A 25,793-nucleotide genomic window follows, 5' to 3' on the forward strand; every position below is an offset into this window, starting at 1 on the left:
CGGTAAAGCCGCAGGCCATCCCCACGCCATGACGCTGCCGCCCGGTTCGGGGGTGCACTTTTCTCCACCCCGGGTCGGAACCCTGCGTGACTGACAGCGCCCCAGTGCACGCCGGAGGCTGGAGCACGTGAAGGGGACAGCCGACGGAGAGCGGGGGAAGACGATGCGTCAACTGGCTTTGTGCGATGAGGAAGTGGCCGGCGCCGAGGTGATCCCGCTCCACGAAGAAGCGGAGGAGCCGCGCCCGGCGCGGGGCCTGCGGCGGGCCGGCGGGCTGCTGGTCGCCTGCGGGCTCGCCCTGCTGCCGTGGCTGTACGTGCTGGCCACCGGCCTGCCGGCCACCGCGACCGCGGCGCACTGGCCGGTCGCCTGGGTCGGGCTCGACGCGCTGGAGGCGCTCGGCCTGATCGCCACCGGCCTCCTCGCCGCCCGCGGTGACCGGCGGCACGCCCTGGCGGCCGCCGCGACCGCGACGCTGCTTGTGGTGGACGCCTGGTTCGACACCACGACCGCGGCCCCGGGCGGCGACTTCGCCACCGCGGTCGCCATGGCGCTCGGCGCCGAGCTGCCACTCGCCGCGCTGTGCGGCCGGCTGGCGCTGCGGGCGCTGCACCGACGCGCGTGACGCCGACCGCCCGACCGCACACCACGAACAACGAACAACGAACAACGATCACGAACCGAATCGATCCACCGGAGAACACCATGCACCGCATCACTACCGCCCCCGTCGCCCCGATCCCGGCCCGGACCCGCTGGGCGGTCGCCGCCGGCGTCGGCGCCGCGTTGGCCGCCGCCTGGTGGCTGTGCGACACGGCGCCCTATCCGTACGCCCAACGCGGCCTCCTCGACATGCCGTTGCCGTTCCTGACAGCCGACCGGATGGACGCCGTACTGCAACCGCGGCCGGGGGAGCTGATCCTGGAGATCGGTCCGGGGACCGGCCTGCAGTCGCTGCACGTCGCCCCGCAGCTCGGGCCGGAGGGACGGCTCGATGTGCTCGACATCCAGCAGGAGATGCTCGACCACGTGATGTGCCGCGCCGAGCGCGACGGCCTGGCGACGATCAGGCCCACCCGCTCGGACGCACGTGAACTGCCCTACGCCGACGGGACGTTCGACGCCGTATACGCCGTGACCGCGCTCGGCGAGATCCCCGAGCCTGATCGGGTACTGCGCGAGGCGGCACGGGTGCTGGCACCAGGCGGGCGGCTGGTGATCGGCGAGTTCTTCGACCGGCACTGGGTCCCCTTCGGCCGACTGCACCGGCTCGCCGACTCCGCCGGCCTCCACCTGACCGAGCGCCGCGGCCCAAGCCCGGCATACCTCGCCCGCTTCCGACCCTGCGGAGCCGTCGCGCCAGGCCACCAGAGCGAGCGCCTCGCCCACAGCGACCGGGACACCGACGACGGGGAAGCGTGAGCACCGCACGCAGGGACCGCGATCACCGAGCTGAACAACCTGGCGCGCGGTAGGCCGCTCCAGGAGGCAGGGGGGCGCCGCCCCGACCGCGGGCGCCCGCGTCGCGCTCTTCCCGGGGTTTCGCCACGTCCCTCATGTCCATGGTGGCGTGGCGAAAGCCGTCACGGTCCGCACCCCTGGAGCGCAGCCCGGCCCAAGTCCGTTGGCTGAAAAGGGAAGTCGGGCACTCGTGGCAAGTGAGCACGCGGCTCGACGCGGGAGTGACCAGCCGTCGTTCCGCTGCGCGCCGGAGGGGATGGCCTTGATGTGGCGGGACGCGGCCGTCTCTCCGAGGGCGACCGGAAAGGACGGGTGACGGGCCCGGTGCGGGGGCAAGGATCTCCCGACGCAACTGCTCGCCCTGCCCCCGCTGGCTGCGATCCCTGCCACCGCGCCTGACCGGCTCCGTCCTCGCCATCAGTGGCCGCCTCCGAGGGAGAACCCTGTGTCGTAGGTCGCGGGGCATGTGGACAAGCCGGATCACGGCCTGGTGGTCAAGGCGCGGGCCGACTTCGCCTCGCCCGGGCGCGCCGCGCCCGTCTGCCGAAGCAGTGCGAGAGCGGCCTCCGACGAGGACCCGGCGGGTGTCGTGCACACCACGAGGACCTGCTCCGGCGAGCGGACGAGCGCCAGCGTCTGTTGCGTGATCGTCAGCGGTCCCATCGCCGGATGGTGCACGTCGTAGGACGCCGCGTCGCAGGCCGACACGCGGTGGTCCCGCCACAGTGCGACGAACTCCGGGCTCTTCATCGTCAACTCGCCGATCAGCTCCGCGAGCAGCGGGTCCTCCGGGTGCCGGCCCACTACAGTGCGCAGGTTGCCCACAACCGCGCGCGCCTTGCGGTTCCAGTCCCGGTACAGCTCACGGCAGTGCGGGTCGAGGAACAGCATCCGGCTCATGTTCGGGCGGCGCCCCGAGCTCTGCGGGGCGAGCGGGTCCAGGTGCCCGGCGAGCAGTCCATGGCCCAGGCTGTTCCAGGCGAGCACATCGGTGCGTCGGCCGAGTACCAGAGCCGGAACGCCGTCCAGCGCGCGCATCAGGTCCCATGTCTCGTCCGCGACCTTCTCCGGTCGCGGTCGGCGGACCCGGGTCGTACGGCGTGAAGCATCGGCGAGCCGCGCGAGGTGATCGCGCTCGTGGTCACCGAGTCGCAGAGCCCGCCCGATGGCGTCCAGCACCTCGGCCGAGGCGCCACGGGACAGTCCCTGTTCGAGCCGGGTGTAGTAGGAGGAGCTGACGCCGGCCAACTGCGCCAGCTCCTCCCGGCGCAGCCCGGCCACCCTGCGAGGCCCGTAGGCGGGCAGTCCAACGTCCTCCGGCCGGAGCTGAGCCCGGCGCGCCTGCAGGAAGTCGCCCAGTGGGCCAGGTCCGTCCATACGTGCAGTGTGCGACGCGGCAGCGGACGCAGCCACTCCCTGCGAGGGGTAGGACACAGCGGGACTGGCTGCCCAGGGTGACAGCGCCCAAGCTCGGGAGCACCCGGCCATGCGCCCGAACCATGAGGAAAACCATGCAACGCATCACCTTGGGTGACGTCACCGTCACTCGCGTCAAGGAGTACTACGGCTCGGTCGGGATGGCTCCGGCGGAGTTCTTCCCGGACAGCCCCGATGGGGCATGGGGGCAGCACCGCCCCGTCCTGGTGCCCGACTTCTGGGACCCCGGCACGAACGAGTGCAACACGGCGATCCAGTCCTGGCTTCTGCACAGCGAAGGGCGCACCATCCTCGTCGACACCGGTGTGGGGAACCACAAGGACCGGCCGTACGCGCCGGTCTGGAACCGCCTCGACACCGACTACCTCGACAACCTCGCGGCGTCAGGCGTCCGGCCCGAAGACGTCGACATCGTGGTCAACACACACCTGCACATCGACCACGTCGGCTGGAACACCTACCTCGACGGCCGCACGTGGATACCGACGTTCCCCAATGCCACGTACCTCATGCCTCGGCGGGACTTCGACTTCTGGAACCCGGCCAACGGCCACCAACCGCTCCTCGGCCGTGGCAACCAGAACGTGTTCGAGGACAGCGTCGCCCCGGTGCATCGGGCCGGGTTGGCCGAACTGTGGGACGGCTCCTACCGGATCGACAAGAACCTGCGGCTGGATCTCGCGCCCGGCCACACCCCGGGTTCGTCCGTCCTGGCGCTGGAGTCGGGTCGCGACCGTGCGCTCTTCGTCGGGGACCTGGTGCACACCGCGCTGCAGATCATGGAGCCGGACACCAATTCCTGCTTCTGCGAGGACGCGGTCCAGGCACGAGCGACCAGGCACAAGCTGCTCGGCCGCGCGGCCGAGAGCAACGCCCTTGTCCTCCCCGCCCACCTGGGCGGCCACGGCGCGGTCGAGGTCGAGAGGGACGGCTCGAAGTTCGCGATCAGGGAATGGGCGGGGTTCTCCCGCATCGCGTGAAGCACCGAGATCGAAAGGAAGAGTTCCGTGCCCCAGCACTCACACCCAGTCGTCGAGACGCCTTCAGGCGCCGTGCGCGGTCTGCGCGACCGGTTCGGTGACCTGTACCGCGCGATCCCGTATGCGGCAGCACCGCTGGGCGCTCGACGCTTCGCGCCACCCGTACCGCACTCCGGCTGGTCCGGAGTCAGGAACGCCACGCAACCCTCACCGACGGCACCACAGCCCGCCCGCGCCTTCGGCCGTCTCGACATGAGCCCCTACTTCGGACCGGGCTGGGTACCGGGCGACGAGTACCTGACCGTCGACATCCGCACCCCGGCCGCAGACGGCGAGAAGCGCCCGGTCATGGTCTTCGTGCACGGCGGCGGGTTCGTCACCGGCTCCACCCGCGCCGCGCTGTACGACGGCAGGGCCTTCGCCCGCGACGGTGTCGTCCTGGTGACGATGAACTACCGGGTCGGCATTCCCGGCTTCCTCGATCTGCCCGGAGCCCCGGCGAACCGCGGACTGCTCGACGTGCTGGCGGCACTGCGCTGGGTGCGCGACACCATCTCCTCCTTCGGCGGTGACCCCGGCAACGTCACGGTCTTCGGGCAATCGGCGGGCGCGACGATCACCGGCGCACTGCTCGCGGTACCGGAGGCCGACGGCCTGTTCCGCCGCGCGATCATCCAAAGCGGCAGCGGCACCGGTGCCTTCACCCCTGAGCAGGCCCAGCGGGTCACCGCGGCGGCGGCGAACGCCCTCGGCGTCCAGGCGACCGCTGAGCAGTTCGCCGGTATCCCGGACGAGCGCTTCCTCGGCATCATGCCGGAGCTGGCAGGACTCGACCTGCGCACCGCCACCGCGACGGACCCGCTGCTCGGGCTGAGCCCGTTCAGCCTGGTCCTGCCCGTCCAGCCCGCCGACGCGCTGAGCGACGGACCTGCCGCCGAGGTCTCCGTGCTCATCGGCGGCAACACCGAGGAGGGGAACCTGTACCTCGTTCCCCAGGGCAAGCTGGAGACCTCCACCGAAGCCGACGTCCTCACCCTCGCCGCAGCGGCGTACGCAGAACCCGCCACAGCGGTCGCCGCCCGCAGAACAGCACACCCGGACGCCACGCCCGGTGAACTGCGCTCGGCACTGCTCGGCCAAGCACTGTTCGGCGCCGGCACCGCCCGCATGGCCAGGGCGCACTCCCGGATTTCGGGCCGCCGGACGCACGTCTACTCATTCGCCCAACGCTCGACGGCCCTTGACGGCCGGCTCGGGGCCACGCACACGATCGAGCTGCCCTACGTGTTCGACCTTGCCGACGAGCCATGGCTGCACGGCGACAGCGGACTACTGGGCCCGGACGCGGCTCCGGAGGATCTTGCCAAGGCGATGCACGGAGCCTGGATCGCGTTCGCCCGCGACGGCGACCCCGGCTGGGCCGCCTTTGACCCGGAACAACCGGTGGTGAAGGTCTTCGGGGGCTGACGCACCCTGCCCGCGGCACCGCCATGACGGCCGGGACCGCACTCATGCGCCGAACGGAGGGCGGGGCGATCGCCGACACTCCCGGGCATCGGCGGCCGCCGCGCGGGCTGCCCTGCCCTCCGTCTTGTGAGGCAGCTGAAACGGGTGGGACGCTGGGATGCGCGGTACCGGTCATCGACGCGGGGGGCGTGAAGTCATGCTGCACGACATCCGGTTGGAGGTGGAGCGGAGCCGAGGACGCTCGCCGAGCCGATCGGCCGTCCGCGGCCGGCCACGGGTCCTGCTGGTCCTGCTGCTCGCGCTGGCGGCGACCGTCGCCACGGCACCCCACGGAGTGGCCGACGTCAACAAGCCGCCTCTGGCCGCGGCTCCCGCGAAGGCAACCCCGAAAGCGACCAAGAATCCGGCCAAGAATCCGGCCAAGAAGAAGGTACCCGCCCCTGCGGCGGAGGGGACCAACCTGTCCCGCAGCTATACCAACCCCCTGCTGAGTCCGCCGCTCCTGCCGGTGGAGAACCTGCGGATGGCCCTGTACGAGAACCTCAAGACCGACAAGGACTCGGCGTTCGAGCAGATCCGCAACGGCGCCGTGGTCTACCTCAACCCGCTGATGCTCACCGCCAAGCAGCTGGACGAACTCACCTCCTACACCGCCAACTTCGGTGGCAGAGGCGCCTGGGCCGCCTCCGTCGCCATGCTCGATCCGCTGAAGAGCTACCTGTCGCCGGGACTGGTCGACGAGTTGACGGCGAAGGGCTATCCGCACCTCATGACACTCGCCGCACTGAACGTTCCCTCTGGCAAGGGGAATTCCGAGGTGGACGATCCCGGCAAGGCGCATTCCGAGGTAGTCCTGCAGACGCTGCTCGACGAACTCGGCATCCCCTGGCAGGCGATAGCCCTCGCGGGGTCCGAACGCCAGCAGTGCGGCGCCTGCGCTCCGCTCTACCATCCGGAGACCCCCCTGGTCTACGGACGTCCGTACGATCTCAACGCCACGGAGGTCGCCAGGCAGCAGAAGGACATCGCCGCGGCCCGCCAGAAAGTTGCCGCCGAGGGAACCGCTGCACAGAACAAGGCGCAGCGGGCGGTCGAGAAGAAGTACACCCGGCTCCGCAACGCCCGCAACGGCAGGGCCCTGGACGAGTTGTCGACCGATCTCACGGGTGTGCGGGCGGAGATGGACAAGCTGCCCGATGACAGGCCCAGACGGCTCTTCGTCGCTCCCTCGCAATCGCCCTGCCGGAAAGCCGGCGCCCAGGGGCAGTTCGGGCCCGCGCGGGGCGGCGCGGCCCCGCCGGCGTTCGCCCCCGCGGCGGCGGTGGTCGAAGCCGGACCCTGCGACGAGGCAGACGAGGACTCGGCGGGGTCGCAGCACACCACCGGCCTGGGCCCGGCCCTCACGCAGCCGGGCATGGCCAACGGCGGCATCGACTTCTCCACCCTGGAGCTGCGCTACCTCGCGGACCCCGGTGACGGCAGTGGCCTGCAGTACTCGTTCAGCGCCGGCCTCGACCCCCTCAAGGGGGACAACCGCCAGTCCACCGGCATCACTGCCGCGACCGAGAGTTCCGACGCGTTCTTCGTCTGGCTGGAGCTGAACCCCTCGGCGTTCTGGGTCAACCTCAACCCCACCGAGCCCAACCGCATCGTCGACGCCGAGCTGGGCCGTACCGACGCCGGACGGATCATGCTCGAAGCCGACCTGGGGATGAAGAGGAGCATCGGCAAGCTCATCCACCCCGACACCGCGCTCGGCAAGCAGTTCTGGGGTCGGATGGCGGGCAACTGCATGTCCTACCGCACGTGGATCGTGCCCGAACCCGCCAAGGTGTACCAGGACGGCGACAAGCTCTACATCCTCGACGCGCCGCTCGACGTCGAGATGGAGACGCAGTACCTCAAGGTGCACGGCAGCACGGCCGCCGCGTCGTGCCCGAAGCAGGACAAGGCGACCGAGAGCCACAACGAGCAGCTGTTCCGCAGCCTGGTCCTGCCCAAGCTCAAGAACCAGATCAACACCGCTCCCGTGTACGCCGATCTGCGCCGCGTCTACCTCGCCCGGGTCGCCGCCGAGTGGTACCGCCGGCTCAGCCGCGACCAGCACACCGCGTACGGCGACCTCGTCGACAAGGGGGACGTCGACGACTGGACGACCGCGACCAGATGGAAGCCCACCGACACCTTCCACGACTACGTCGACTCCTACACCAAGGGCGAGTTCAACGTCACCCGCAAGACCACCGAGGGCGACACGGTCCTGACCCACACCTACGTCTACGGCGGGGTCGACCTCACCAAGGTCCCCTTCCAGCAGGTCAGCGGCAGCAGCTTCAAGGCGCACTACGCCCAACTACCGCGGAGCGTCGGCGACTCGCTGACCAAGCCCACCGCGCACGGCGGCTCGCACACGGTCTTCCTCGGCGCGCCCACCCCCAAGCAGGTGTCCGCCGCCTCATCACACCACGGCATCTCCGTCCGCTCCTTCACTCCCGTGATCCGCGTGCTCCCCGAACTGGTCCTGCTGGTGCTGGTGCTGGTCTACCGGCGCCGCCGCAGGCTCGCGGCCGCCGGACCGGCCGGCCCGAGCGCACGATTCCGCCGGGCCACCCGCACGTCGTCCGCACCGCGTACCGGCCTGCTGACCCGGATACGGCTGCGCCCCGGCACGCGGTCAGGGCCATCGACGCAGGCACCGGGGCAAGAACAGGCCGGCTCGAAACGAGCGGGCCCGAAACCGGCAGGTCCGAAACCGACAGGCCCGAAACCGGCAGCGGCGAGACCGATTGGTCCGATACCCGAAACGCCAACTCCCGCTGATCCGCCCGCCGCAGGCGGCTACACCCTCGAACATGTCAGCCGCGTCGTCCGGCACCTGGCCCGGCCCGAACTCGACCGCTTCGCGCCGAACGACGCCATGGTCGCCGGCATCCGCCAGGCCCTGACCACCGGGCGCCCGTTGAGCGAGGGCGAGGTCAACTTCCTGCGCCACCAGCTCACCGAGGCCGCGCTGATGGACGCCGGCCAGGCCCCCGAGGACGCGTACGAAGCGGCGCTGCGCACCCACCCGGCGGCCAGGAACTACACCCCCGAGGTGATCGGCCGGTTCCCCGAACTCTTCAACAACGCCTGGCGTCGCGCCTGGGGAATGGACCCGCGGTGATCATCAGCAGGCTGGGCGGCAGGCGTGCCGCCATCCGCAACGACGAGAACTCGGCCGCGTACACCGGCCCTCACACCATGCGCCGCGAACGGCCCGGCTCCGAACGGCGCGGTCGGCCGGTACGGACCGTCGTGGAACTGCGCCGGTCGTGCGGCGGTACGGCGATGCGGGCCCTGCTCGGCGCCGCCTTCGAACCGGGTGCGCCCGGCACCCCGACCGTTTTCGAACTGCGCCACGGCACGCCCCTGGAGCTGGACACGCCGCACACGTGCCGCAGCGAACTTGGCAGCCCACTGGCAGCCGGGCTGCCCTCCGACTTCGCCCCCGCCGTACTCGACGCCCTGGCGGGTACCGCCGCGGACCGGCCGCTGCCCGCCGGAGTGCTGCACGTGGACCGCGCGGGCTTCGACGCCCTCACCTCCAGCGAGACCGCCTTCACCCTCGCGGCGTCCCTGCTGCGCCAGGCCGTCGACGCCCTGGCGCGCGGCGGCGACGCGATCGCCGTCACCCGCTCCGCCCTCAACCACTGGTGAGCCGCCCCTCTTCCGGCCTGGGTTGCGCGGGCCGAGCTGACGGATCAGTGGCATGACGGTCTCGCCGAACGGCACCAGTTCTTCGACACAGTCCATGAAGCCCACCAGGAAACCGTCCACTCCGGCCTCGTGCAACCGCACGGGCTTCTCCGCGACCCGCTCCGGCGCACCGACCAGCGGGCAGCCACCTCACATGGGGTGGGCGGCCCCAGTCGCTCGCAGACCCGCTCGATCGAGCCGAGGTCGGTCACGATTCGCCTGCCGGTCTCCAACAGGCTGACGTACGTCCTGTCGTACCCGGGCAGCATGCCCAACCGGGACTGGTTGAGGCCGTTGGCAGCCCGGTAGAAACGCAGAATGGCACCCAAGTCACGTGCCTCAAGGACTGCTTGGGCCGCAGGCGTGGCCCAGCACCACCGCCGTGCTCAGCGGATGCCGAGCGCGACGATCTGGGTGACCGCGTCCTCAGAGAAGTTGTCGTCACTGACCAGGACCAGAGTTCGTTCTCCGTTCGGCAGGGTCGGACCCCAGGTCATACCCTCGGCGCCCCGGCTCCGAGCGTGATCGCCTCCACCGCCTTGTCCCGCCGGATGCCCCAATCATCCCTGGTGATCTTGTAGTTGGGCGGCAGCGGCAGTTGCCCGCGGTAGGCACCGGAGCGGGCGGCGAACTGGATCGACGGCTGGATCGCCGGTTCATCCGAGGACTTCGGCCGGTCGCCCTCCTGCGCCGGCGATCAGTGCAGGGTTCGTGCGCGCCGCACACCGGCCGGGCCCTGGTGGTCAGTTCCGTGGTGACCCACGTCCTCGTGGAAGCGGTCGCCGTGTGCTGTCCGGCGGTCTGGACCCGCTGTACGTGCTGATCGAGCTGCTGGAGAAAGAGTCCCTGCAGCGGCCACTGGTGATGTCCCGCTTCGAGGGAGGACAGACACCGGCGGCCGCAATCCCGCCTGTTCGCCCGGCTGCCCGGCGGCCCGCACACTACGGGCAACGGATCGTGGAGCGCTCTGTGCTCTTGCGTCCCGCACCGGCCAACCCCTCAGGGGCGCCTGACGCCCGTGACGCCCTCTCAGGCAGGGCTCAGCGGACGACCCCCCGTATCGACACGCCCGGCCGCGACCAGCCATGCCAGCGCCTCGCGCACTGCTTGGAGCGAGGAGTACCGCGGTGCGTACCCCAGCAGACGCCGAGCCCGCTCGATGCTGACATTGCTGCTACGGCTGATGTGGTCGTGGGTGAGGGCAGCATTCTCGTCGCCCACTTCGGCCGCCCACTGTTCGTACGGCGCGTAGACCAACTGCGGCTGCAGACCGAACCAGCCGGCGACCGCCTCGGCGTAGCCACGCAACGTCAGAGCTCGCTCGGAACACACGTGAAACGCTCGGCCGACAGCCGCGACGGGGTCGGACAGTGCCGACTCGAATGCCTGCGCCACATCGTCGGCGTGCACGTGATGCAGCGTTTCGAGGCCCGAATTGGGCAGTACGACCCGCTCGCCGCGTGCCAGGGCACCGAAGACCCGAAGGTCGAGATTGCCGGCTGGGTTGATCGGCACCCAGCCCGGTCCACTGATGTGTCCGGGATGCAACACGCTGACAGGTGTTCCGCCCCTGGCAGACTGCTGAAGCAGATAGCTCTCGGCTGCTGCCTTGTTCACGCCGTACTCACCGAAGGGTCTGCGCGGCGCGTCCTCGGGGACCGGGACCTCGGAAGGGACCCCGTGCACCCACACCGTGCCACAGTGCAGAAGGTGGCCGGTCGCCCCGCGCAGCGCGTCGGCAAGACCGCGCGCGCTGTCCGGGGTGAAGCACACCATGTCGATCACCGCGTCCGCCTCGTACGCTGCGATGCGCCTGCCGAATTCTCCCGTGGCGTCCTCGCTCTCCCGGTCGACATGGACTCTGCGCGCCTGGCCCCAGGCGGCGTCGTGGTGGTACGGCTCACTGGGTCCCCGCGTGAGGACGGTCACCTCGTGCCCGCCCCGCACCAGCCTCGGCACCAGATAACTGCCGACGTGGCCTGTACCGCCGATGACGATAACCCGCACAGCCGCTCCCTCCCGCGTTCCGCCGGGCCGACGTGCAAGCAGGCGCACGCGAACGTCCCGTCCGGGCCAACGCTACCCCGCGTCCGTGGTACGGCAGTTCACCAGGTTCGTCCGCCCCTGGTGGCTTGCCCTCCACGTCACCCCTCCCAGTGGGTTGCGGCAGGAACAGGTCATGCTTCCGCGAGACGCGTTCGACCTGTTGAGACCGTGCCCTGCGAGGGACCGGACGGGTCGCCGCCGAGTTGCCGACTCCCTACCCGCGGCGCTTCCAGGAGAACGGCTGAACAGCGACGTCGTCGGCCATCTACGCTCCGGAGTGGCGGCCGGCATGGTCAGTCTCGATGCGGCCGACCCGGAGGTGAGGACCATCCGGGAAACGGCCGAGGACCGACCTCCTCCGTCGATGCGGGCAGTGCTCCACCGGCGGACGAGCAAGGTCGCCGTCGGAACAACGCAGGTTGTCCCGTACGGGCACTCGCCCGTTTCCCCGTGCCGTGGAAGTGATCACCGGTCTGGCGTAGCGGCCGCCGGCGTGAGCTGTGGCTTGTGAATGTCATGCCGACCGCCTGGACAGCCACCCGCACCACTCGCGGCGGTCCGGCGCGAGGGTAGGCGACGAGGCGCGAAAACCGATCGGGGAAGGGAGGCTGGGGGCATGACACGGTGGAGTGCGGTCAGGACCGCGGCCAGGCCGCTGCTGAGGTTGGCGCCAGATCCGGAGCACCCCGGGCACGTGGCTGACGCCGTAAGCGAACTGGAGGGGGCCCGTTCACTGGACGGAGCGATCGAACTCCTGAGGAGGGGCGTACGCGCACTGCCACTGCGCGGAGCGCGCGATCTGCTGCATGGCCGCTGGCTCGGCCACCCCGTGCACCCCCTGCTCGTGCAGGTGCCCATGGGTGCATGGATCTCTTCGGCCGTTCTGGACTGGACGCCAGGCGGCCGGCGAGCCGCGGGCGTACTGGTGGCCGTCGGGGTCGCCGGAGCCGCTCCTGCCGCCGCGGCCGGCCTCGTGGACTGGGCGGAGCTCGAGGACGAACAGGCACGGGTCGGGATCGTGCACGCCGCACTCAACGCGGTGGCGACCACCTGCTACACCGTTTCGCTGGCGTCACGGCTGGCCGGGCACGGCGGCAGGAAGACGGCTCTTGGGGGACTTGCGGCCGTGGCTGTGAGCGGCGCGCTCGGTGGTCACCTGGCGTACCGTCAGGCAGCCGGCGCCAACCACGCCGAGGCGATCCCCCGGATCATGCCGCCCGGCTGGCACGACATGGGTCCGGTGCAGGGGTTGCCGGCCGGGCGGCCAGTGCGCCGACTCGTGGGGGACGTGGCGGTGCTCGTCGTGTGCGAGGCCGACGGGACGCTGTCCGCACTCGCCGAACGGTGCAGTCACCTCGGCGGACCGCTGTCCGAGGGCGAAGTCGCCGACGGCTGCGTACGATGCCCGTGGCACGGCAGCACCTTCCGGCTCTCCGACGGCCGGAACGTCACCGGGCCGGCCACGGCCCCGCAACCCGCCTTCGACACCCGCGTACGCGACGGGCGCGTGCAGGTGCGCCTGGGTTCGAGCCGTGTCGGCGAAGAGGACGTCGTGGCCGACTGACGCGCGGCCGCAGCAACACGAAACCGATCCCCTTCCGCCGTGCGGCTGCCCGTGGACTACGCCGTCTACGGCGTAGGCACGGACCAGTGTTCCGAGACGTTGCGCTATCAAGCGTCGGCCAAGGGGAAGAGGTCGAGCGCGCCGGTGACGCTCAGCAGGCGGCGGACGCTGGTGCTCGGCGTTCGCCGGCGAACGCTTCCGCCGCACCGAAAGCCCAGCGCCACGCCCCCCACCGACAAACTCGGCGACGAGGGACGGGCGGCCGTCCGGGTCGGGACGGCTTGCCAGGGTCGGCCGGAGGTAGGACATCGATTTTGACGCCCCTCGCCCGGCCTGCGGGGAGATCGCGGGGCGAGTCGCCTGATCAGAAGTGGTGACCGGTGAAGTCGCCCAGCAGGACCTTGAGTTGCTTTTCCTGCTCGGCCGCCGGAGCGGGCTTGATGTTGCCGTGGTCGATGGCGTACGTCTTGAGGACCTCGTCCATCTGGTTGTCGAGCAGCGTCCAGGTCGCCTTGTTCACCGCCTGGAGCGAGGTGGCGTCCGCGTCCCAGTCGTCGCGCATCTTCTGCACGGTGGCTCGGGAGGCCGCGGCACTGCCCGCCTTGTCCTGCGTGATCGCTGTCTGCGACAGCTTCTCGTACTTCGCCACCGCCGCCGCGGTCTGGCCGGCGGTCATGGCGGCCTTCTGGCAGGCCGGGAGCGTCTCGCTCTGACCGGTTGGGTCGCAGGTGACGTGCGGCTGGTGGTGGGCCCAGACCAGCAGCGCGACGGTGGCGACGGCGAGCGTTCCGAAGCCTCCCAGCGCGATGCGCTCCTTGCGCGGGTTGGTGGTGACCGGCGCCTCGTGGGTCAGTTCGTAGGTCTCGGCGACGTCGGAACGGCTGAGCGCCAGGTAGATGACCGTCGCCAGGATGGCGCTGAGGAAGATCAGGCTCGTGGCGAAGGTGCCGAGGCCCAGCCCGACGGGCTCGCCGGGGCTGGTTGCGGTCTTCGGGGAGGCGAGCCAGTCACCGATGTTGGCGCCGAGCGGGCGGGTGAGGATGTAGGCAATCCAGAAGGAGAGCACCGGGTTGGCGCCGGACTTCCACAGTCCGGTGACCGCCGCGATGAGGCCCAGTGGCAGGAGCACCGACTTGGCAGGCGTCCAGTTGGTCAGTTCGAGCGTCCAGTCGCCGGTGGCCGTGCCCAGCGCGAAGGTCACCAGGACGGTCAGCCAGTAGAACGCCTCCCGCGGGAAGGTGGTGATGCTGTGGATCGACAGGGTCCGCTCGCGCAGCCACCAGACCCCGAAGACGAGGGCCAGCAGGACCGAGAACACCGTCGTGCTGAGCCGCAGCGGGACGTTCTGCTGATCGGTGAGCATGTCGGTGTAGAGGGTGCCGGTGACGCTGACCACGACCACGGTGAGCCAGTAGGGGAACGGGCTGTAGCGCCTGGTCCGGAACTGGATGGTCAGCACGACCGCGAAGATCGCGGTGAACAGCAGCATGGTGTTGGTCAGGCCGAAGCCCAGTGTGGTGTTGATGTAGTCGGCGAAGCTCTCGCCGACCGTCGTGCAGAGGATCTTGATGATCCAGAACCAGACCGTGACCTCGGGCACCTTGTTCAGTGCGCTGCTTCCCGCAGCACCCTGCCGGGTCGCGGAAGTGGTGGGAGTGGTGGGAGTCGTCATGTCGCGACGTTAGCGTCTACAAGCTTGTAGTCAATAATGTCGCGGTGCGGTCCGGCCAGGGGTGTCGTGCCCCGGGAAGGGATACGGTTCCCCTCGCCGGCGACGACATGACCGCCCTGGCCCCCTGGATACCGGCTCCACCCTGGTCGCACGAGCACCGCACACACAAGCGCGACGGGGCACCGTGGAGCACGGCTCCCGCTCCCGGCCGATCCGCCCCTGTTGCGGCGCGGTCGTGCAGGTCACGGCCTTGCGATGGGATTGCGCTGCAAGGTGCAGCGGAGTAGCTACGGGCGGGGGCACGCAGTCAGGTATTTTTCAGGTGCCGCGTGTCAACCTCGGCCCATGAGCACGACCACGAGCGTGAGGACGTCATCGGCGCCGGGGCCTGCGAGGGGCCGCAGGGGAAGCGCCGGGATCGGTGACAATCGTACGGTGACCTCTCACCGCGTCCTGGTCGTGGAAGACGACCCGGGCCTTCGCGCGATACTCGCCCGCGGCCTGCGGGAGGAGGACTTCGATGTCCTCACCGCCGGCGACGGCGCCGGCGCGCTGCGGGCCGTACGGTCGCAGACGCGGGTGGACGCCGTCGTCCTCGACATCGGGCTGCCCGACTCCGACGGGCGTGACGTGTGCCATGCGATGCGGGCGGCCGGCATCGACGTCCCCGTGGTGTTCCTGACCGCGCACAACACGCTCCCGGACCGGCTGTCCGGCTTCACCGCCGGCGGCGACGACTTCCTCGCCAAGCCGTTCCACCTGGTGGAGCTGGCCGCCAGGGTCCGGGCGGCGCTGCGCAGGGATGGGCGGGACGCGACCGTCGAGTCGTCCGGCGTCCGGCTCGACCCGGTGGCGCATGTCCTCCAGGTGCACGGGCGGGACGTGCCGCTGACGCCGACGGAGTTTCGGCTGATGGCCTGCGTGATGGCCGCGGCGCCGGGCACGGTGGTACGCCGCCGGGCCCTGCTCAGGGCGGCCTGGCCCGAGGGGGCCCAGGTCAGCGACAACACCCTCGACCAGTACATGACGCGACTGCGGCGCAAGCTGCGCGAGGCCGGCGGCGGCCAGGCGATCAGCACCGTACGGGGCGTCGGGTACCGGTTCTCGTGAGGCGTCTCCCCTGGCCCCGGGCATCGGCCTCGGCTACACGACCTCCGGGGCGGCGACCGCGGCGGCCCGCGCTGCGGCCGCGTACGCTGCGCGGACGGCTGGCCCTGCTGGCCCTGGCCACCACCGCGGTGTGGGTGACGGTGCTCACGGTCGCCGCCAACCTGGTCCTGGGCGCGCAACTGCGCGGTCAGGCCGACGACCTGCTGCGTACGAGGTCCGCGGCGGTAGCGGCCACGGTCGAGGCGCGAGCCGACGGCCGGATCGTCGTGCACGAGCCCAGCGACGACCAGGCGCTGGACGTCGGCGTGTGGATCTACCAGGGCGGGGTCGCCGTGGAGCGCCCCGCCGCGCCCGACGCACTGCAGCGCCAGGCGGACCGGCTGGCGGGCCGGTCTGCGGTGTTCGCCGACACCGGGGAGCCCGCCGCCAACCGGCTCTACGCCCTGCCCGTCATGGCCCCGGACGGCGGGCGGCAGGTGGGCACCGTGGTGGCGACCGTCGCGCTCGACCCGGACCGGTCGACCGCCCGGTACGTACTCCTCGGGTCGATAGGACTCGCGCTCGCGCTGCTGGTCGGTGTCTATCCGGTGGCACGGTCGGTCGCCGGCCGTGCGCTCCAGCCGGTGGGGGCGATGAGCGCCCAGGCGGCGGAATGGAGCGAGCAGGGCCTCTCGCGGCGCTTCGGCACTGGTGAGCGCCCGCGGGAACTCGCGCACCTCGCAGGCAACCTCGACGGTCTGCTGGACCGGTTGGCGGCCCTCGTCCGCCACGAGCAGCAGCTCACCGCGGAACTGTCGCACGAGTTGCGCACACCGCTGGCGCGGATCACCGCCGAGGCCGAGTGGCTGACCGCTCGGCCACGCAGCCGGGCCGAGCAGGCGGCCTCCCACGAAGCCATCGCGGCGAGCGCCGCGGCGATGGCGCAGATCTGCGAGGCGCTGCTTGCCGACGCGCGCGCGGGCTCGGCCGATCCCGGCCGCTGCGCCCCCAGCGAGGTCGCGGCGTCGCTGGCCCAGCGGCGTGCCGAGGCTGCGCCGAAGACGGTCCCGGTCGCCGTCGAGGGGCGCGCGGTTACCGCCGACGTCCCGGCGGCGCTGGTCGAACGCATCCTCACCCCGCTGCTCGACAACGCCGACCGCTACGGCTCGCACCAGATTCTCGTGGAGTGCCTACCGGCTCCGAGCGGAGCGCAGGTCCACGTGAGCGACGACGGCCCCGGCGTTCCAGCCGCCCTGGGCTCCGCGGTCTTCGAGGCCGGGCGCCGAGCCGACCCCGCGGACGGCCACGACGGGGCGGGTCTTGGCCTCGCCCTGGCCCGCCGCCTGGCCAGAAATGCGGGCGGCGACATCACCCTGTCCGAATCCCCCGGTCCCCTGGGGGGTGCGCACTTCGTCATCACCCTCCCCGGGGCGCGGGGGTCTGCGGCTCACTCGGTATGAGGGCCTGCCGGCCCGTGGCCGTAGGCGAAGATCACGGCCTGGATGCGGTCGCGCGCGCCGAACTTGGCGAAGACCCGGCCGACGGCGACGAGGATCTCGCGCTCGCGTTCGGTAAGGAGGCCCAGCCTCGGGCGCGCGCCGGGGCGGGGCGGGGCGGTGTCAGATGGGCGAACTCGCGCAGCAGGCGGCGGGTGAGCGCGGGGACGATCACCGGGTCACCGGCGGCGACGGCGCGGATGCCGGAGAGCAACTCCTCGGGGCGGGCGCCCTTGAGGAGGAAGCCGGAGGGTCAACCGGGCGTGCAGGGCGGTGATCGCCAGGTGTACGCGGGCGCCGGCTCCGGCATGCCTGAGAAAGTTGGCCGGGGCTTCCTGGACGATGCGGTAGACCGTGAGCTGCACCCCGCTGTCGAGGGCCTCGACAGCGGGGTGCGGTGGACAACGCCGAGGCCCGCGGCGCGTACGCCCTCGCACAGGTCGCCGATGTCGCCGAAGCCGGGCTGCGGGTGCAGCTCCGGACCATCCTGCGGGCCGCTGGACTCCTCCCGCAGGACGCCCAGAACGCCCAGGACACGCCGGAGCTCGCGGAGCGCCTGACGGCCCGTCTCGCCGATGAGGTGGAGCATCTCCGTGCGGCGTTCCGGGGCAGTGACGCCGGCGTAGCCGGCGTCGGCGAGGGCGATGATGACGGCCAGGTTGTGGCCGATGATGTCCGATCATGTCGTGCACGTCACGGGCCACCCAGGCGCGTTCGGCTGCGGCGGCGAGTCGGCCGAGGCGCGCGGTCCAGCCGAGGAAGACCAGCGGGCCGGCGCTGAGGGACGGGCCGGCGATGTCGTGGGTCAGGGCGAACATCGACTCGTCGGCGTTGCTCGGCAGGTAGCGGGTGATGTCGTCCCGCCGCGAGGAGGGCAGCAGCAAGGCAAGGCCGGGGATGAGCACGGCGACGAACACGGAGCTGCCGCCGGCCACCGATCGCAGCAGCGAGCCCGGCGCCGTGCCGATCACGCCCACCAGGCCCAGGTAGAGCGCGGCGCCCAGCAGGCTGAGGGCGGCACCAGCGTGCGAGAAGCCCTTGGCCGCGGGCGTGCCCGAGACGATGCGGTTGCCGAAGAGGAAGGCGGCGAACACGCCCACCATGGCGACGGCCGGCTCGACCAGGCCGAACACGGCGGCCTTGGACCACAGGACCGGAAGCCGGCGCGGCACCGCCGCCGGCGAGGGGCGGATCATCCCGGTCGAGTCTGTTGCCGGATATCCGCGATGTCACCCGTTCAGCTACGCATCGGCGGCGTTGCCTGGCCATGAGGGATTGGATCGGAAAATCCGAGCGTCTCTTCGGCGCAGCAGTATCCGGCCCGGCGCCACGGGCATCGGCTGCGCCCTCATCGGAAAGCGGGCTGGCCATGACCGAACCGGACACGGGACTGCCGGGTGAAGGACTGCTGGAACTGAACCTCGCGGACGGCATCCCCGCAGAGGCGTCGGCGCGGCGACTGTACGAGGAGATGCTCTTCCAGCGCGCAGTGCAGGCTTTCGCCCTGACGCTGCCGGCAGTGAACGTGATCGCGATGCGCGACGCCTCCGAGAAGCAGTTCGGGTCCGGCTACCACGTCCTGCCGGTCTGGAAGGACCGGATGGACGCCCGGTGCAAGGTGACCACCCCTAACGCGGACGTCATCTACGCGATGAGCTACCTGAACCTGAAGGAGGACGGCCCCCTGGTCGTCCAGGCCCCGCCCAAGGTGCTGGGGCTGTTCACCGACTTCTGGCAGCGCTGCCTGAGCGACGTGGGCCCCTCCGGCCCCGACGCCGGACAGGGCGGCGCCTATCTGCTGCTGCCCCCCGACCACCACGGGCCGGTCCCCGGCGGTTACCACGTGGTGCGCTCCAGCACCTACAACGTGTTCCTGTTCTGGCGAGCCGTCCTGGTCCCCGGCGACGACGGCCCCGACACCGCCCCCGGCGTCGCCATCATCGAGCAGACCCGGATCTTCCCGCTGCGCAGCCGCGAGCAGGACCGCCCGGCCATGCAGTTCCCCAACGCCTCCGGCGTCGAACTGGACATGCTCTTCCCCCGCGACGGCGCCTACTTCGACAAGCTCGCCCGTTTCGTGCAGGACGAACCGATCGGCATGACCGATATGGTCACCCGCGGCATGCTCGCGACCCTCGGCATCGTCAAGGGACATCCCTTCCAGCCCGACGAGCGCATGCGCAAGATCCTGGACCGGGCCGGCCGTATCGCCCCGCGGATGGTGCTGTCCATCCCGCAGACCGACGCCCTGCCCAACGCCGCGTACTACGACAGCGGCTCCTGGCGGGCGTGCTTCGGCGGTGTCGACGAGGACTTCCACACCGGCAGTTACCTCGACGTCGACACCCGCGCCGCCTTCTTCATCTGGGCCTATTCCACCTCACCGGCCATGGTCGGCCCCTTCGTCGGGCACGGCAGCAAGTACCCGTTCTCGTTGCGTGACGCCAACGGCGACCAGCTCACCGGGGGCCGCTCGTACCGCCTGCACGTGCCCGCCGACGTGCCGGCAGCCCTGTACTGGGCCGCGACCCTCTACAACGCCGACGACGCCTCCATGATCGACAATGGACGCCCCTTCCCCTCCGTCAACTCCCTGGACACCCTCACCTACGACACCGACGGCTCCCTCGACCTGTACTTCGGCCCCACCAGGCCCGAGGGTGCGGCCGACGCCAACTGGATTCCCACTCTCGAAGGCCGCGCGTACTTCATCCTGTTCCGCCTCTACGGACCCACCCAGCCCTTCTTCGACCAGACCTGGCGCCTGCCTGAGATCGAACCCCTCACCTGACACCAGCGACGGCCGCCCGCGAAGGGCCGCTCGCGTCAGCGTTCCACAGGAGCACGGTGACCCGGTCGGAACGCGCCGTCCCACAGCACGGTGCGTCCAGGCGGCAGGAATACGGCAGCTACGAATAAGTGCCCTCCACCGATAGAGCCGGACGGGTCGGCAACACCGAGGAGCGCCACCGGTCTTCCGGTGGCGCTTCGTCGTTACGTGGTCAACCGCGGTTGCCGTTCGTGGGGAGCCGGCCCCGGTAGTCGCAGCCGGGGCAGGTGTCCTCGCCTTCGATGTGGCCTTCGTACCAGCCGTGAACAGCGGCGTGCAGGACCGCCTCCCTGGGTGATGCGCGGAGCCGGTCAAGGACTGCACGGTCGATCGCGGCGTCCTGCCCGCGGCTGGTCAGGTGGGCGCCGAGCACCCATCGCGATGCCGCACAGGCCGTACCGGTGTCGGACGGCACCACAGCACCCGCAAACGCGCCCGGACCTTGAGCTTGGCGGACCAGATGGTGGCCGCCGGGGAGACCGTGACGTTCGCCGAAGTCCGTCGGCGCGCGAAGGATCTCAACCGGCTGGTCTACGCAGGCGGAGTCCGCGAGCACATCGACAAAGCCCGCACGCAGCAGGTCCTCACGCGCGCACACGACCGGGCAGGCGGCCTCTCAGCGAGCGCCACCAGCCGGTAGCCGACCTCCGGGAACAGGCATATCGCGAGTACGAAGTGGACGCCGACCCGAGAGGGCAGGTCCCGCAGTCGGCGTCGCACCGTCAATGTCTCTTCCAGGACGGCATTGACGAGATCGAACGGCAGCACCTGGGTCAGCTCGCCCAGGTGACCGGGAGCGAACCGCCCCTCGGCCACCGTGAACGCGCGGGACACGGTCGTCGGACCAGGCGACAGGGCACCATGACGGACAGGCAACGGAGCTCCGTAAGCGGCGGAAGTCGTGGCGGACCACCTGCTCCAACGCGGCTCTCGTCATCGTCCAGGGTCCGAAGGAATTCGGTGGTCTGTGCGTGTGCGCCCCGGGCCTTCTGCGGGTCTCTCTCGTGTACGCGTAGCCCGGGGAGTCCAGAAGGTCCTCCCCAACCCAAGCGGCAATGGTCGCTGCCACTGGGCGCGTTGGCGCCGCCCGGGTGTCAGGCAGGGGTGGCGAGGCTCTTCTTGAACGCCGCCAGGTAGTTCGCCAGGTGGTGGTCCTTGATCGCGTCGGTCTCGGGGGCGAACAGGTCGGCACCCACGCCCTTGGCCCGGTCCTGCAGGGTCGCGATCAGCGGCATCTTCTCGTGGAGGCGGCCGTCGGCGTCGAAGTAACGCAGCGCGTGGACATGGGTGTAGGCGGGTTCGGGCGGGAGTTGCGGCACGATGTCGTTGTTGTTGACGAACCGGTAGCAGCGCTCGGCGTACGCGGTGTTGTGCGCGGCGGCGAGCAGCCGGTCGCAGGTGCGGGGCTGGCCGAAGGTGTAGATGCCGTCGGCGAGCAGCCGGGGCTGCTCGAAGTAGAGGCGGGCGCCGGCCAGCATGGCCAGTGCCGCGCCGAGGCTGTGGCCGGTGAACCAGATGGTCTGCCCGTTCCCACGCATGTCCAGGATGGTGTCGCGGACTTGGGCATAGACGGATTCCAGGGCACGGTCGAAGCCGTAGTGGACGAAGCCCTTGTTTCCTGGTCCGGGAACGGGCGGGGTGTCGACGTCGGTGAGCCAGTCGCGGATCTTGGCGACCTCGGTGCCCCGGAAGCCCGTGACGATCATCCGGTCGCTGGCCATGACGTACGCCTGGGTGTCCTCGATCGGGAACGGCATCGCGTGCGTCGACTCGAAGTACCGCACCTGGTCGAATCCCCACGCGTGGGCCTGGGCCTCGATCCCGTCGCGGTCCAGCGCGGCCAGGCCGGCGGCCTGGCCCATGCCGTAGGCGTGCGCCAGGGAGTACCCGGTCGCCGTGTGATCCAACGGGGATACAGTCATCAGTCTCCTTCACGAAGGGCCGGCCCCGGCGGGAACGGCAGACGGTGGCGTGGACCGCGCCCGCCGGAGCCCGGCGGGCGACGGGTCCGGCCACGGGATGACCAGGAAGAAGCCCTCGTTGTGGAGGGCGCTGCCTTTGGTCGTCCTGACGAACGCGGTGGTGGCGCTGTCGGCGCACAGCTTCTGCACGGCGCGGGAGACGGCGATGGTCGCGTTGAAGTCGGAGTTGAGGTTGAACGTCGCCTCGGGTGCGGCGGTCCGCATGTCGATGCCGGGGGTGGGGATCTTCCGCAGTACTCGCCGACCGCGACGCGCTTGACGGACGCGATGCCCTTGGCACGGACCAGCGGACCGCTCGGGTCGACGGCGGCGGCCCGCGCGTAGGGGGCGACGGCGATCGGCACCGCCGCGGCGACGGCCGGTGCCTTGTCCGCAGAGGCGGCCGCGACAGTTCCGGCAGTGAGGACGGAGGCCGCCACCACCACCGATGCCGTGCGACTTCTTGCGAACAATCATGGGAGAGCCCTCTCGGCGAACCCGACCGGACGACTACCTACAGTGCCGGGCGACTCCGCTGAGCAACCAGTGGTGCGAGGTCGTTTCACCCCAACGAGCAACTCCGCCAATCGCCTTGACCACGCCCGACCAGTCGGGGCCGCTTGCCGGACAGGCTTCGCGCTCATGCAACGGGTCGGCCGCACGGCATCCTCGGCGGGCGGAAGACCCGCCCCAAGGGCGCGCGATCGCCGAACAAGCCGAGCGCTCGGTCTCCCGGGCCAGTCGGTGGCCGCCCGCCGACCACCTGCCCTGGCCGGGTCGGTCAGTTGACGGCGGCGAAGGACTCGGCGTGGAGCTGCCGCCGCTTTCGGCGGTGAACTGCTCCTGAGGGGGTGAGACTCCGTGCCGCCCGCCGTCATCCGCGGTGGCGGCGTGGGCGCGGTGGCGCCGAGGAGGAGCCGCGCTGCTGGAACCGGTCCGGCGCCAACTGGCGGAGCAGTGCCTGTTCACACCCGGCTCGCCGCCTCCGTCCTGGGCGACGAGGCGGCGGTGGCCCTGGGCGCGATCCGCACGGCACTGGACTGGGTCGAGGAGCGACTCTTCGCCGGTCCGAAGCCTTGGCCCGCGCCGTCAGTCACCGTCACGCTGACCGGCCCCTCAGCAGGGCTGTAGTCGAACCGGCCGAACTCAGCCGGTGCCGCGCCCGCGTCGCCGTGTGCGTGGGGACCGAGAAGGACACCGGTGAGGCCGCCGAAAGTGGCGGTGCCGGCACATGGGCCTCGAAGGACGCCGGCTCCTGCCACCCGTCGGGCTCCTGGGTGAGGAGCAGGATGCCCCGAGGTATTGCCCACGCGCACGCCAAGGCGGACCAGGCCCGGTCGCAACGGGCGAGTGCCGAGGAGTTCATCGTCATCGCCGTGGCGGACGAGGGCACGAACACAGCGGCCGGTACCTCCCTGACCCGCCGTCAGCGGACGTGGTGGTCGCTTTCCGGGAGCAGGGCCGGGCCCGCCCCGGAGCCAGGGGTCTTCGGCTCGAAGTCAGGGCCGTGGCGGCGGCGGTGAAGTGGTGCTGCCGGCATCCACGGCGCCCGGAGTCGGACGACCGACGCACCGAAAGCCGAGCCCCATGTCCACGACCACCCCGTCTCCGTGGGACGACACCGAAGACACCCGCACCCGGCTCGGCTGGGCCCCGGCCGCTCCGGCGAGCGACAACCCGGCGGGCCACGGCTCCCACCGAATCACCGAGCCTTATGCCTGACCGGCGAAAACGCTGCCGTCACGTTCGGAGCGGCAGCAGCCGCTTTCGGCGCCGGCCCGGCGATCCGCTCCGGGCCGGACTTCCGAAGCGGCTACCAGCGGCGGCGCGGCGGGATCGGGTTGAGCTTGGCGGCAAGCGCCGAGAGGAAGGCCGGGAGCTTGTCGACCATGGCTTTGGGGACCGGGGTGGTCTGGACGGTGCCCCGCCTCATGTCCTGGACGACGAGGGCGTAGGTGCCGTCCTCCTCGACGAGTTCCGCGGCGAAGAGCAGCGTCCGCGTGGAGGTCTCCATCACCGCTCCCGCGCTTGGGTGTCGTTGAGCCAGGCGGTCCATGCCTTGGTCGCCTGCTGCTCGTCGGTGCCCTCGGCGAACAGGTGGTGGCCGAGCCAGGTCGGCACCTTCCAGGTACTGCCGTTGAAGAACCGGTACAGGGCGTCCGGGCCGCGCAGGCCGACGAAGTCGGCGCTGAGCCAGTCGACGACCACCTCCACGGGGTCACCGTCCGAGCCGGGTGCGAGGAGGGTGAACCGGTCGCCGACGGCAGCGTCGTCGACGAGGCCGAGGCGTCGGCGCAGGGCGGCGAAGTCAGCCGGGTCGGCGGTGGGTTCGGGGTGCGCCGCCCGGACGTAGACGGCGGGGCGGCCCGCGAAGTGCCGGAGGTACTCGGCGAGTCCGTGCTGGTAGAAGTCGACGTGCTTCTCGGCCGCGTCCGACTTGGCTTCCCAGGCCCACGCCTCGTCGACGACGCCCGTGTGCACCCAGTGGATTCCCATCCGCAGGTGGCTCGTCCGGCCGGCGGCAGGCTCGATGTGGTAGCTGAGCGTGTTGGAGAACCCGCCGTCCTGGGTCGCCCGGAGGGCGAAGTGCCGTGGTGGCTCCCAGGCCAGGACGGTGGCGTCGCCCCGGGTGGCCTTCCCGCCGGCGCGCGGCTCGACCTCCATCGGGTAGAGCCAACCCAGGTTGCCGGCGCCGGTGGCCACCGCGTCCCAGACCTGCTCGGGCGTGGCGGGCAGGTCCTGCTCCCGGCGGACCTCGAACTCTCGGGCCATGGTCGGTACTGCTCCTTCGTGTCGTTCACGGTCAGAAGGCGAGCGGGAGGTTGCTCAGCCGCCGTTGCAGCGGGTTGAGCCGCCATTCCAGCGCTGCCCCGTCGCTCAGCCGCAGCTCGGGCAGCCGGCGCACCAGCGTGCCGACGGCCACCTCCGCCTGGAGCTTGGCCAGCGGGCCGCCCAGGCAGAAGTGCGGGCCGTGGCCGAAGCTCAGGTGCCGGTTGCCCGGGCGGGTCAGGTCGAGCCGGTCGGGGTGCTCGAAGCGCTCGGGATCACGGTTGGTCGCGCCGAGGAACAGGTAGACCAACTCGCCCTCCCGCAGCCTCCGTCCGCCGATCTCCAGATCCTCCGCGACGACCCTGACGACCGCCTGGGTCACCGTGTCGTAGCGGGCCAGTTCCTCGACGGCGCCGCGGATCAGGCCCGGGTCCGCGCGCAGCAGGGCCAGCTGGTCCGGGTGGCGCAGCAGGGCCAGCACGCCGTTGCCGATCAGGTGGGTGGTGGTCTCGTCGCCGGCGGTGATGAGGATGAAGCAGGTGGCCAGCAGTTCCGAGTCGGTGAGCCGGTCGTCCTGCGTCTGCGTGGCGACCAAGGCACTGATCAGGTCGTCGCCCGGTTCACGCCGGCGCTGCCGGATGAGCCCGGTCAGGTAGTCCTCGTACTGTTCGATCGCCGCCTCGGACTTGTCGATGTCCTCGCTGAGCCGGCCGAAGCGGCGGAACCAGCTCTTGACCTGCGGACGGTCCTCGTCGGGGATGCCGAAGAGCTCGCAGACGACCGACATCGGCAGCCGAGAGGCGACCGCCTCGATCAGGTCCATGGTCGGCCCGGCCGCGACCGCCTCGTCGACGAGCCGGTCGACGATCCGCTGGACACCGTCGCGCAGGGCCTCGACGCGCCGGGCGGTGAACGCCTTGTTGGCCAGTTTGCGCAGCCGGGCGTGGTCCGGCGGGTCGGTGTTGGTCATCACCCGGCCGAGTCGCTCGGTGAGCCGGCTGAGGGCCTTGAGGTCGCCGCCGAGCGCGCTGTAGGCACGGGTCATCCGGTCCCGGTCGTTGGACAGCCGCAGGTCGCCCAGCGCCGCCTCGACGTCGGCGTACCGGGTGAGGTACCAGATGCCCTGCGTGCTGCGGTGGACCGGGTCCTCGCGCCGCATGCGGGCGTAGAACGGGTAGGGGTCCCGGCGCGCCTCGGGGGTGAGCAGAGCCGCGGCGAAGTCGTCCGGCCGGGCGGGGGCCGCTACGCGGGCCCCGCCCGGTGTCTCGGTGGAGGTCATGTCGGCC

General features: G+C 71.0%; 24 protein-coding genes and 3 pseudogenes. 13 read left to right on the forward strand and 14 right to left on the reverse strand.

The genetic code is table 11. The features are described 5' to 3' along the window. Nucleotides 1-127: 127 nt before the first annotated feature. Both OG370_RS02465 and OG370_RS02470 read left to right on the forward strand, forming a co-directional pair. The gene (locus OG370_RS02465; RefSeq protein WP_328460080.1) at nt 128-625 is read left to right on the forward strand and encodes a hypothetical protein; all 498 of its coding nucleotides are present in this window, start codon (nt 128-130) and stop codon (nt 623-625) included. Between the two features lie 80 nt (nt 626-705). Then, nucleotides 706-1,422 (forward strand): class I SAM-dependent methyltransferase, encoded by a 717-nt coding sequence (locus OG370_RS02470; RefSeq protein WP_328460082.1) that lies wholly within the window; start codon nt 706-708, stop codon nt 1,420-1,422. 519 nt (nt 1,423-1,941) lie between these two features. Here the strand turns inward: OG370_RS02470 and OG370_RS02475 are convergent. After that, complete coding sequence (locus OG370_RS02475; protein ID WP_328460084.1) at nt 1,942-2,838, reverse strand: helix-turn-helix transcriptional regulator; 897 nt, start codon at nt 2,836-2,838, stop codon at nt 1,942-1,944. Nucleotides 2,839-2,972: 134 nt separating this feature from the next. Here OG370_RS02475 and OG370_RS02480 point away from each other — a divergent pair, with 134 nt between their 5' ends. The 4 genes from OG370_RS02480 (at nt 2,973) to OG370_RS02495 (ending at nt 9,041) form a co-directional block, all read left to right on the forward strand. Next, nucleotides 2,973-3,878, forward strand: a complete 906-nt coding sequence (locus tag OG370_RS02480; protein WP_328460086.1) for an MBL fold metallo-hydrolase — start codon at nt 2,973-2,975, stop codon at nt 3,876-3,878. Between the two features lie 27 nt (nt 3,879-3,905). Then, nucleotides 3,906-5,345 carry a carboxylesterase/lipase family protein gene (locus OG370_RS02485; protein ID WP_328460088.1) on the forward strand — a complete coding sequence of 480 codons (1,440 nt, stop codon included), beginning with the start codon at nt 3,906-3,908 and terminating at the stop codon, nt 5,343-5,345. Between the two features lie 196 nt (nt 5,346-5,541). Next, complete coding sequence (locus tag OG370_RS02490) at nt 5,542-8,508, forward strand: hypothetical protein (protein WP_328460090.1); 2,967 nt, start codon at nt 5,542-5,544, stop codon at nt 8,506-8,508. Next, on the forward strand, nt 8,505-9,041 hold the full coding sequence (locus OG370_RS02495; RefSeq protein ID WP_328460092.1) for a hypothetical protein: 537 nt from the start codon (nt 8,505-8,507) through the stop codon (nt 9,039-9,041). The genes OG370_RS02490 and OG370_RS02495 overlap by 4 nt, the downstream gene beginning before the upstream one ends. Nucleotides 9,042-9,085: 44 nt before the next feature. Here OG370_RS02495 and OG370_RS41395 read toward each other — a convergent pair whose 3' ends face one another. The 3 genes from OG370_RS41395 to OG370_RS02505 all read right to left on the reverse strand — a co-directional run bounded on the left by OG370_RS41395 (nt 9,086) and on the right by OG370_RS02505 (nt 11,087). Next, entirely contained in the window at nt 9,086-9,409 is a 324-nt protein-coding gene (locus OG370_RS41395; protein ID WP_443060603.1) for a helix-turn-helix domain-containing protein, read from the reverse strand. A gap of 57 nt (nt 9,410-9,466) precedes the next feature. Then, complete coding sequence (locus OG370_RS02500) at nt 9,467-9,577, reverse strand: hypothetical protein (protein ID WP_328460094.1); 111 nt, start codon at nt 9,575-9,577, stop codon at nt 9,467-9,469. A 532-nt stretch (nt 9,578-10,109) separates the two neighbouring features. Next, a complete protein-coding gene (locus tag OG370_RS02505; protein WP_328460096.1) occupies nt 10,110-11,087 on the reverse strand; it encodes an NAD-dependent epimerase/dehydratase family protein in 978 nt (325 codons plus the stop codon). Between the two features lie 655 nt (nt 11,088-11,742). Here OG370_RS02505 and OG370_RS02510 point away from each other — a divergent pair. Continuing rightward, entirely contained in the window at nt 11,743-12,690 is a 948-nt protein-coding gene (locus tag OG370_RS02510; protein ID WP_443060604.1) for a Rieske 2Fe-2S domain-containing protein, read from the forward strand. 364 nt (nt 12,691-13,054) lie between these two features. Here OG370_RS02510 and OG370_RS02515 read toward each other — a convergent pair whose 3' ends face one another. After that, nucleotides 13,055-14,362, reverse strand: coding sequence for a COG4705 family protein (locus OG370_RS02515; protein WP_328460100.1), 1,308 nt, complete (start codon nt 14,360-14,362; stop codon nt 13,055-13,057). Between the two features lie 435 nt (nt 14,363-14,797). Here OG370_RS02515 and OG370_RS02520 point away from each other — a divergent pair, with 435 nt between their 5' ends. Together OG370_RS02520 and OG370_RS02525 are read left to right on the forward strand one after the other, a co-directional pair. Next, the gene (locus OG370_RS02520) at nt 14,798-15,472 is read left to right on the forward strand and encodes a response regulator transcription factor (RefSeq protein ID WP_328460102.1); all 675 of its coding nucleotides are present in this window, start codon (nt 14,798-14,800) and stop codon (nt 15,470-15,472) included. A 134-nt stretch (nt 15,473-15,606) separates the two neighbouring features. Next, nucleotides 15,607-16,911 carry a sensor histidine kinase gene (locus OG370_RS02525; RefSeq protein WP_328460104.1) on the forward strand — a complete coding sequence of 435 codons (1,305 nt, stop codon included), beginning with the start codon at nt 15,607-15,609 and terminating at the stop codon, nt 16,909-16,911. Here OG370_RS02525 and OG370_RS02530 read toward each other — a convergent pair. After that, a pseudogene (locus tag OG370_RS02530) lies at nt 16,899-17,197 on the reverse strand (DNA-binding response regulator); the annotation flags it as partial. The gene OG370_RS02525 and the pseudogene OG370_RS02530 sit on opposite strands and share 13 nt — an antisense overlap. A 493-nt stretch (nt 17,198-17,690) precedes the next feature. Then, a pseudogene (locus OG370_RS02540) lies at nt 17,691-18,152 on the reverse strand (ABC transporter permease); the annotation flags it as partial. Between the two features lie 164 nt (nt 18,153-18,316). Between OG370_RS02540 and OG370_RS02545 the strand changes: the two are divergent. Beyond that, the gene (locus OG370_RS02545) at nt 18,317-19,738 is read left to right on the forward strand and encodes a DUF1254 domain-containing protein (protein ID WP_328460106.1); all 1,422 of its coding nucleotides are present in this window, start codon (nt 18,317-18,319) and stop codon (nt 19,736-19,738) included. Nucleotides 19,739-19,949: 211 nt separating this feature from the next. Here the strand turns inward: OG370_RS02545 and OG370_RS02550 are convergent, their stop codons facing one another. The 4 genes and pseudogenes from OG370_RS02550 to OG370_RS02565 form a co-directional block, all read right to left on the reverse strand. Next, nucleotides 19,950-20,375 carry a hypothetical protein gene (locus tag OG370_RS02550; RefSeq protein WP_328474888.1) on the reverse strand — a complete coding sequence of 142 codons (426 nt, stop codon included), beginning with the start codon at nt 20,373-20,375 and terminating at the stop codon, nt 19,950-19,952. A gap of 38 nt (nt 20,376-20,413) precedes the next feature. Beyond that, nucleotides 20,414-20,632: pseudogene (locus OG370_RS02555) on the reverse strand (transposase domain-containing protein); the annotation flags it as partial. A gap of 239 nt (nt 20,633-20,871) precedes the next feature. Beyond that, nucleotides 20,872-21,699 (reverse strand): lipase family protein, encoded by an 828-nt coding sequence (locus OG370_RS02560; protein ID WP_328460108.1) that lies wholly within the window; start codon nt 21,697-21,699, stop codon nt 20,872-20,874. Between the two features lie 9 nt (nt 21,700-21,708). After that, entirely contained in the window at nt 21,709-21,963 is a 255-nt protein-coding gene (locus tag OG370_RS02565) for a hypothetical protein (RefSeq protein ID WP_328460110.1), read from the reverse strand. Between the two features lie 732 nt (nt 21,964-22,695). On the opposite strand from OG370_RS02565, the gene OG370_RS02570 reads away from it, so the two are divergent. The 3 genes from OG370_RS02570 to OG370_RS02580 all read left to right on the forward strand — a co-directional run bounded on the left by OG370_RS02570 (nt 22,696) and on the right by OG370_RS02580 (nt 23,460). Then, complete coding sequence (locus OG370_RS02570) at nt 22,696-22,869, forward strand: hypothetical protein (protein ID WP_328460112.1); 174 nt, start codon at nt 22,696-22,698, stop codon at nt 22,867-22,869. Nucleotides 22,870-23,027: 158 nt separating this feature from the next. Then, the gene (locus OG370_RS02575; RefSeq protein WP_328460114.1) at nt 23,028-23,261 is read left to right on the forward strand and encodes a hypothetical protein; all 234 of its coding nucleotides are present in this window, start codon (nt 23,028-23,030) and stop codon (nt 23,259-23,261) included. A gap of 64 nt (nt 23,262-23,325) precedes the next feature. Continuing rightward, entirely contained in the window at nt 23,326-23,460 is a 135-nt protein-coding gene (locus tag OG370_RS02580; RefSeq protein WP_328460116.1) for a hypothetical protein, read from the forward strand. Nucleotides 23,461-23,551: 91 nt separating this feature from the next. Here the strand turns inward: OG370_RS02580 and OG370_RS02585 are convergent, their stop codons facing one another. From OG370_RS02585 to OG370_RS02595, 3 genes are read right to left on the reverse strand one after another with little or no spacing between them, the layout of a single operon-like run. After that, nucleotides 23,552-23,752 (reverse strand): hypothetical protein, encoded by a 201-nt coding sequence (locus OG370_RS02585; RefSeq protein WP_328460118.1) that lies wholly within the window; start codon nt 23,750-23,752, stop codon nt 23,552-23,554. After that, a complete protein-coding gene (locus OG370_RS02590) occupies nt 23,752-24,510 on the reverse strand; it encodes an SRPBCC family protein (RefSeq protein WP_328460120.1) in 759 nt (252 codons plus the stop codon). The genes OG370_RS02585 and OG370_RS02590 overlap by 1 nt, the downstream gene beginning before the upstream one ends. A 31-nt stretch (nt 24,511-24,541) precedes the next feature. After that, nucleotides 24,542-25,786 (reverse strand): cytochrome P450, encoded by a 1,245-nt coding sequence (locus OG370_RS02595; RefSeq protein ID WP_328460122.1) that lies wholly within the window; start codon nt 25,784-25,786, stop codon nt 24,542-24,544. Nucleotides 25,787-25,793 lie beyond the last annotated feature (7 nt).

It is taken from the genome of Streptomyces sp. NBC_00448, assembly GCF_036014115.1.
Taxonomy (GTDB): Bacteria; Actinomycetota; Actinomycetes; order Streptomycetales; family Streptomycetaceae; genus Actinacidiphila.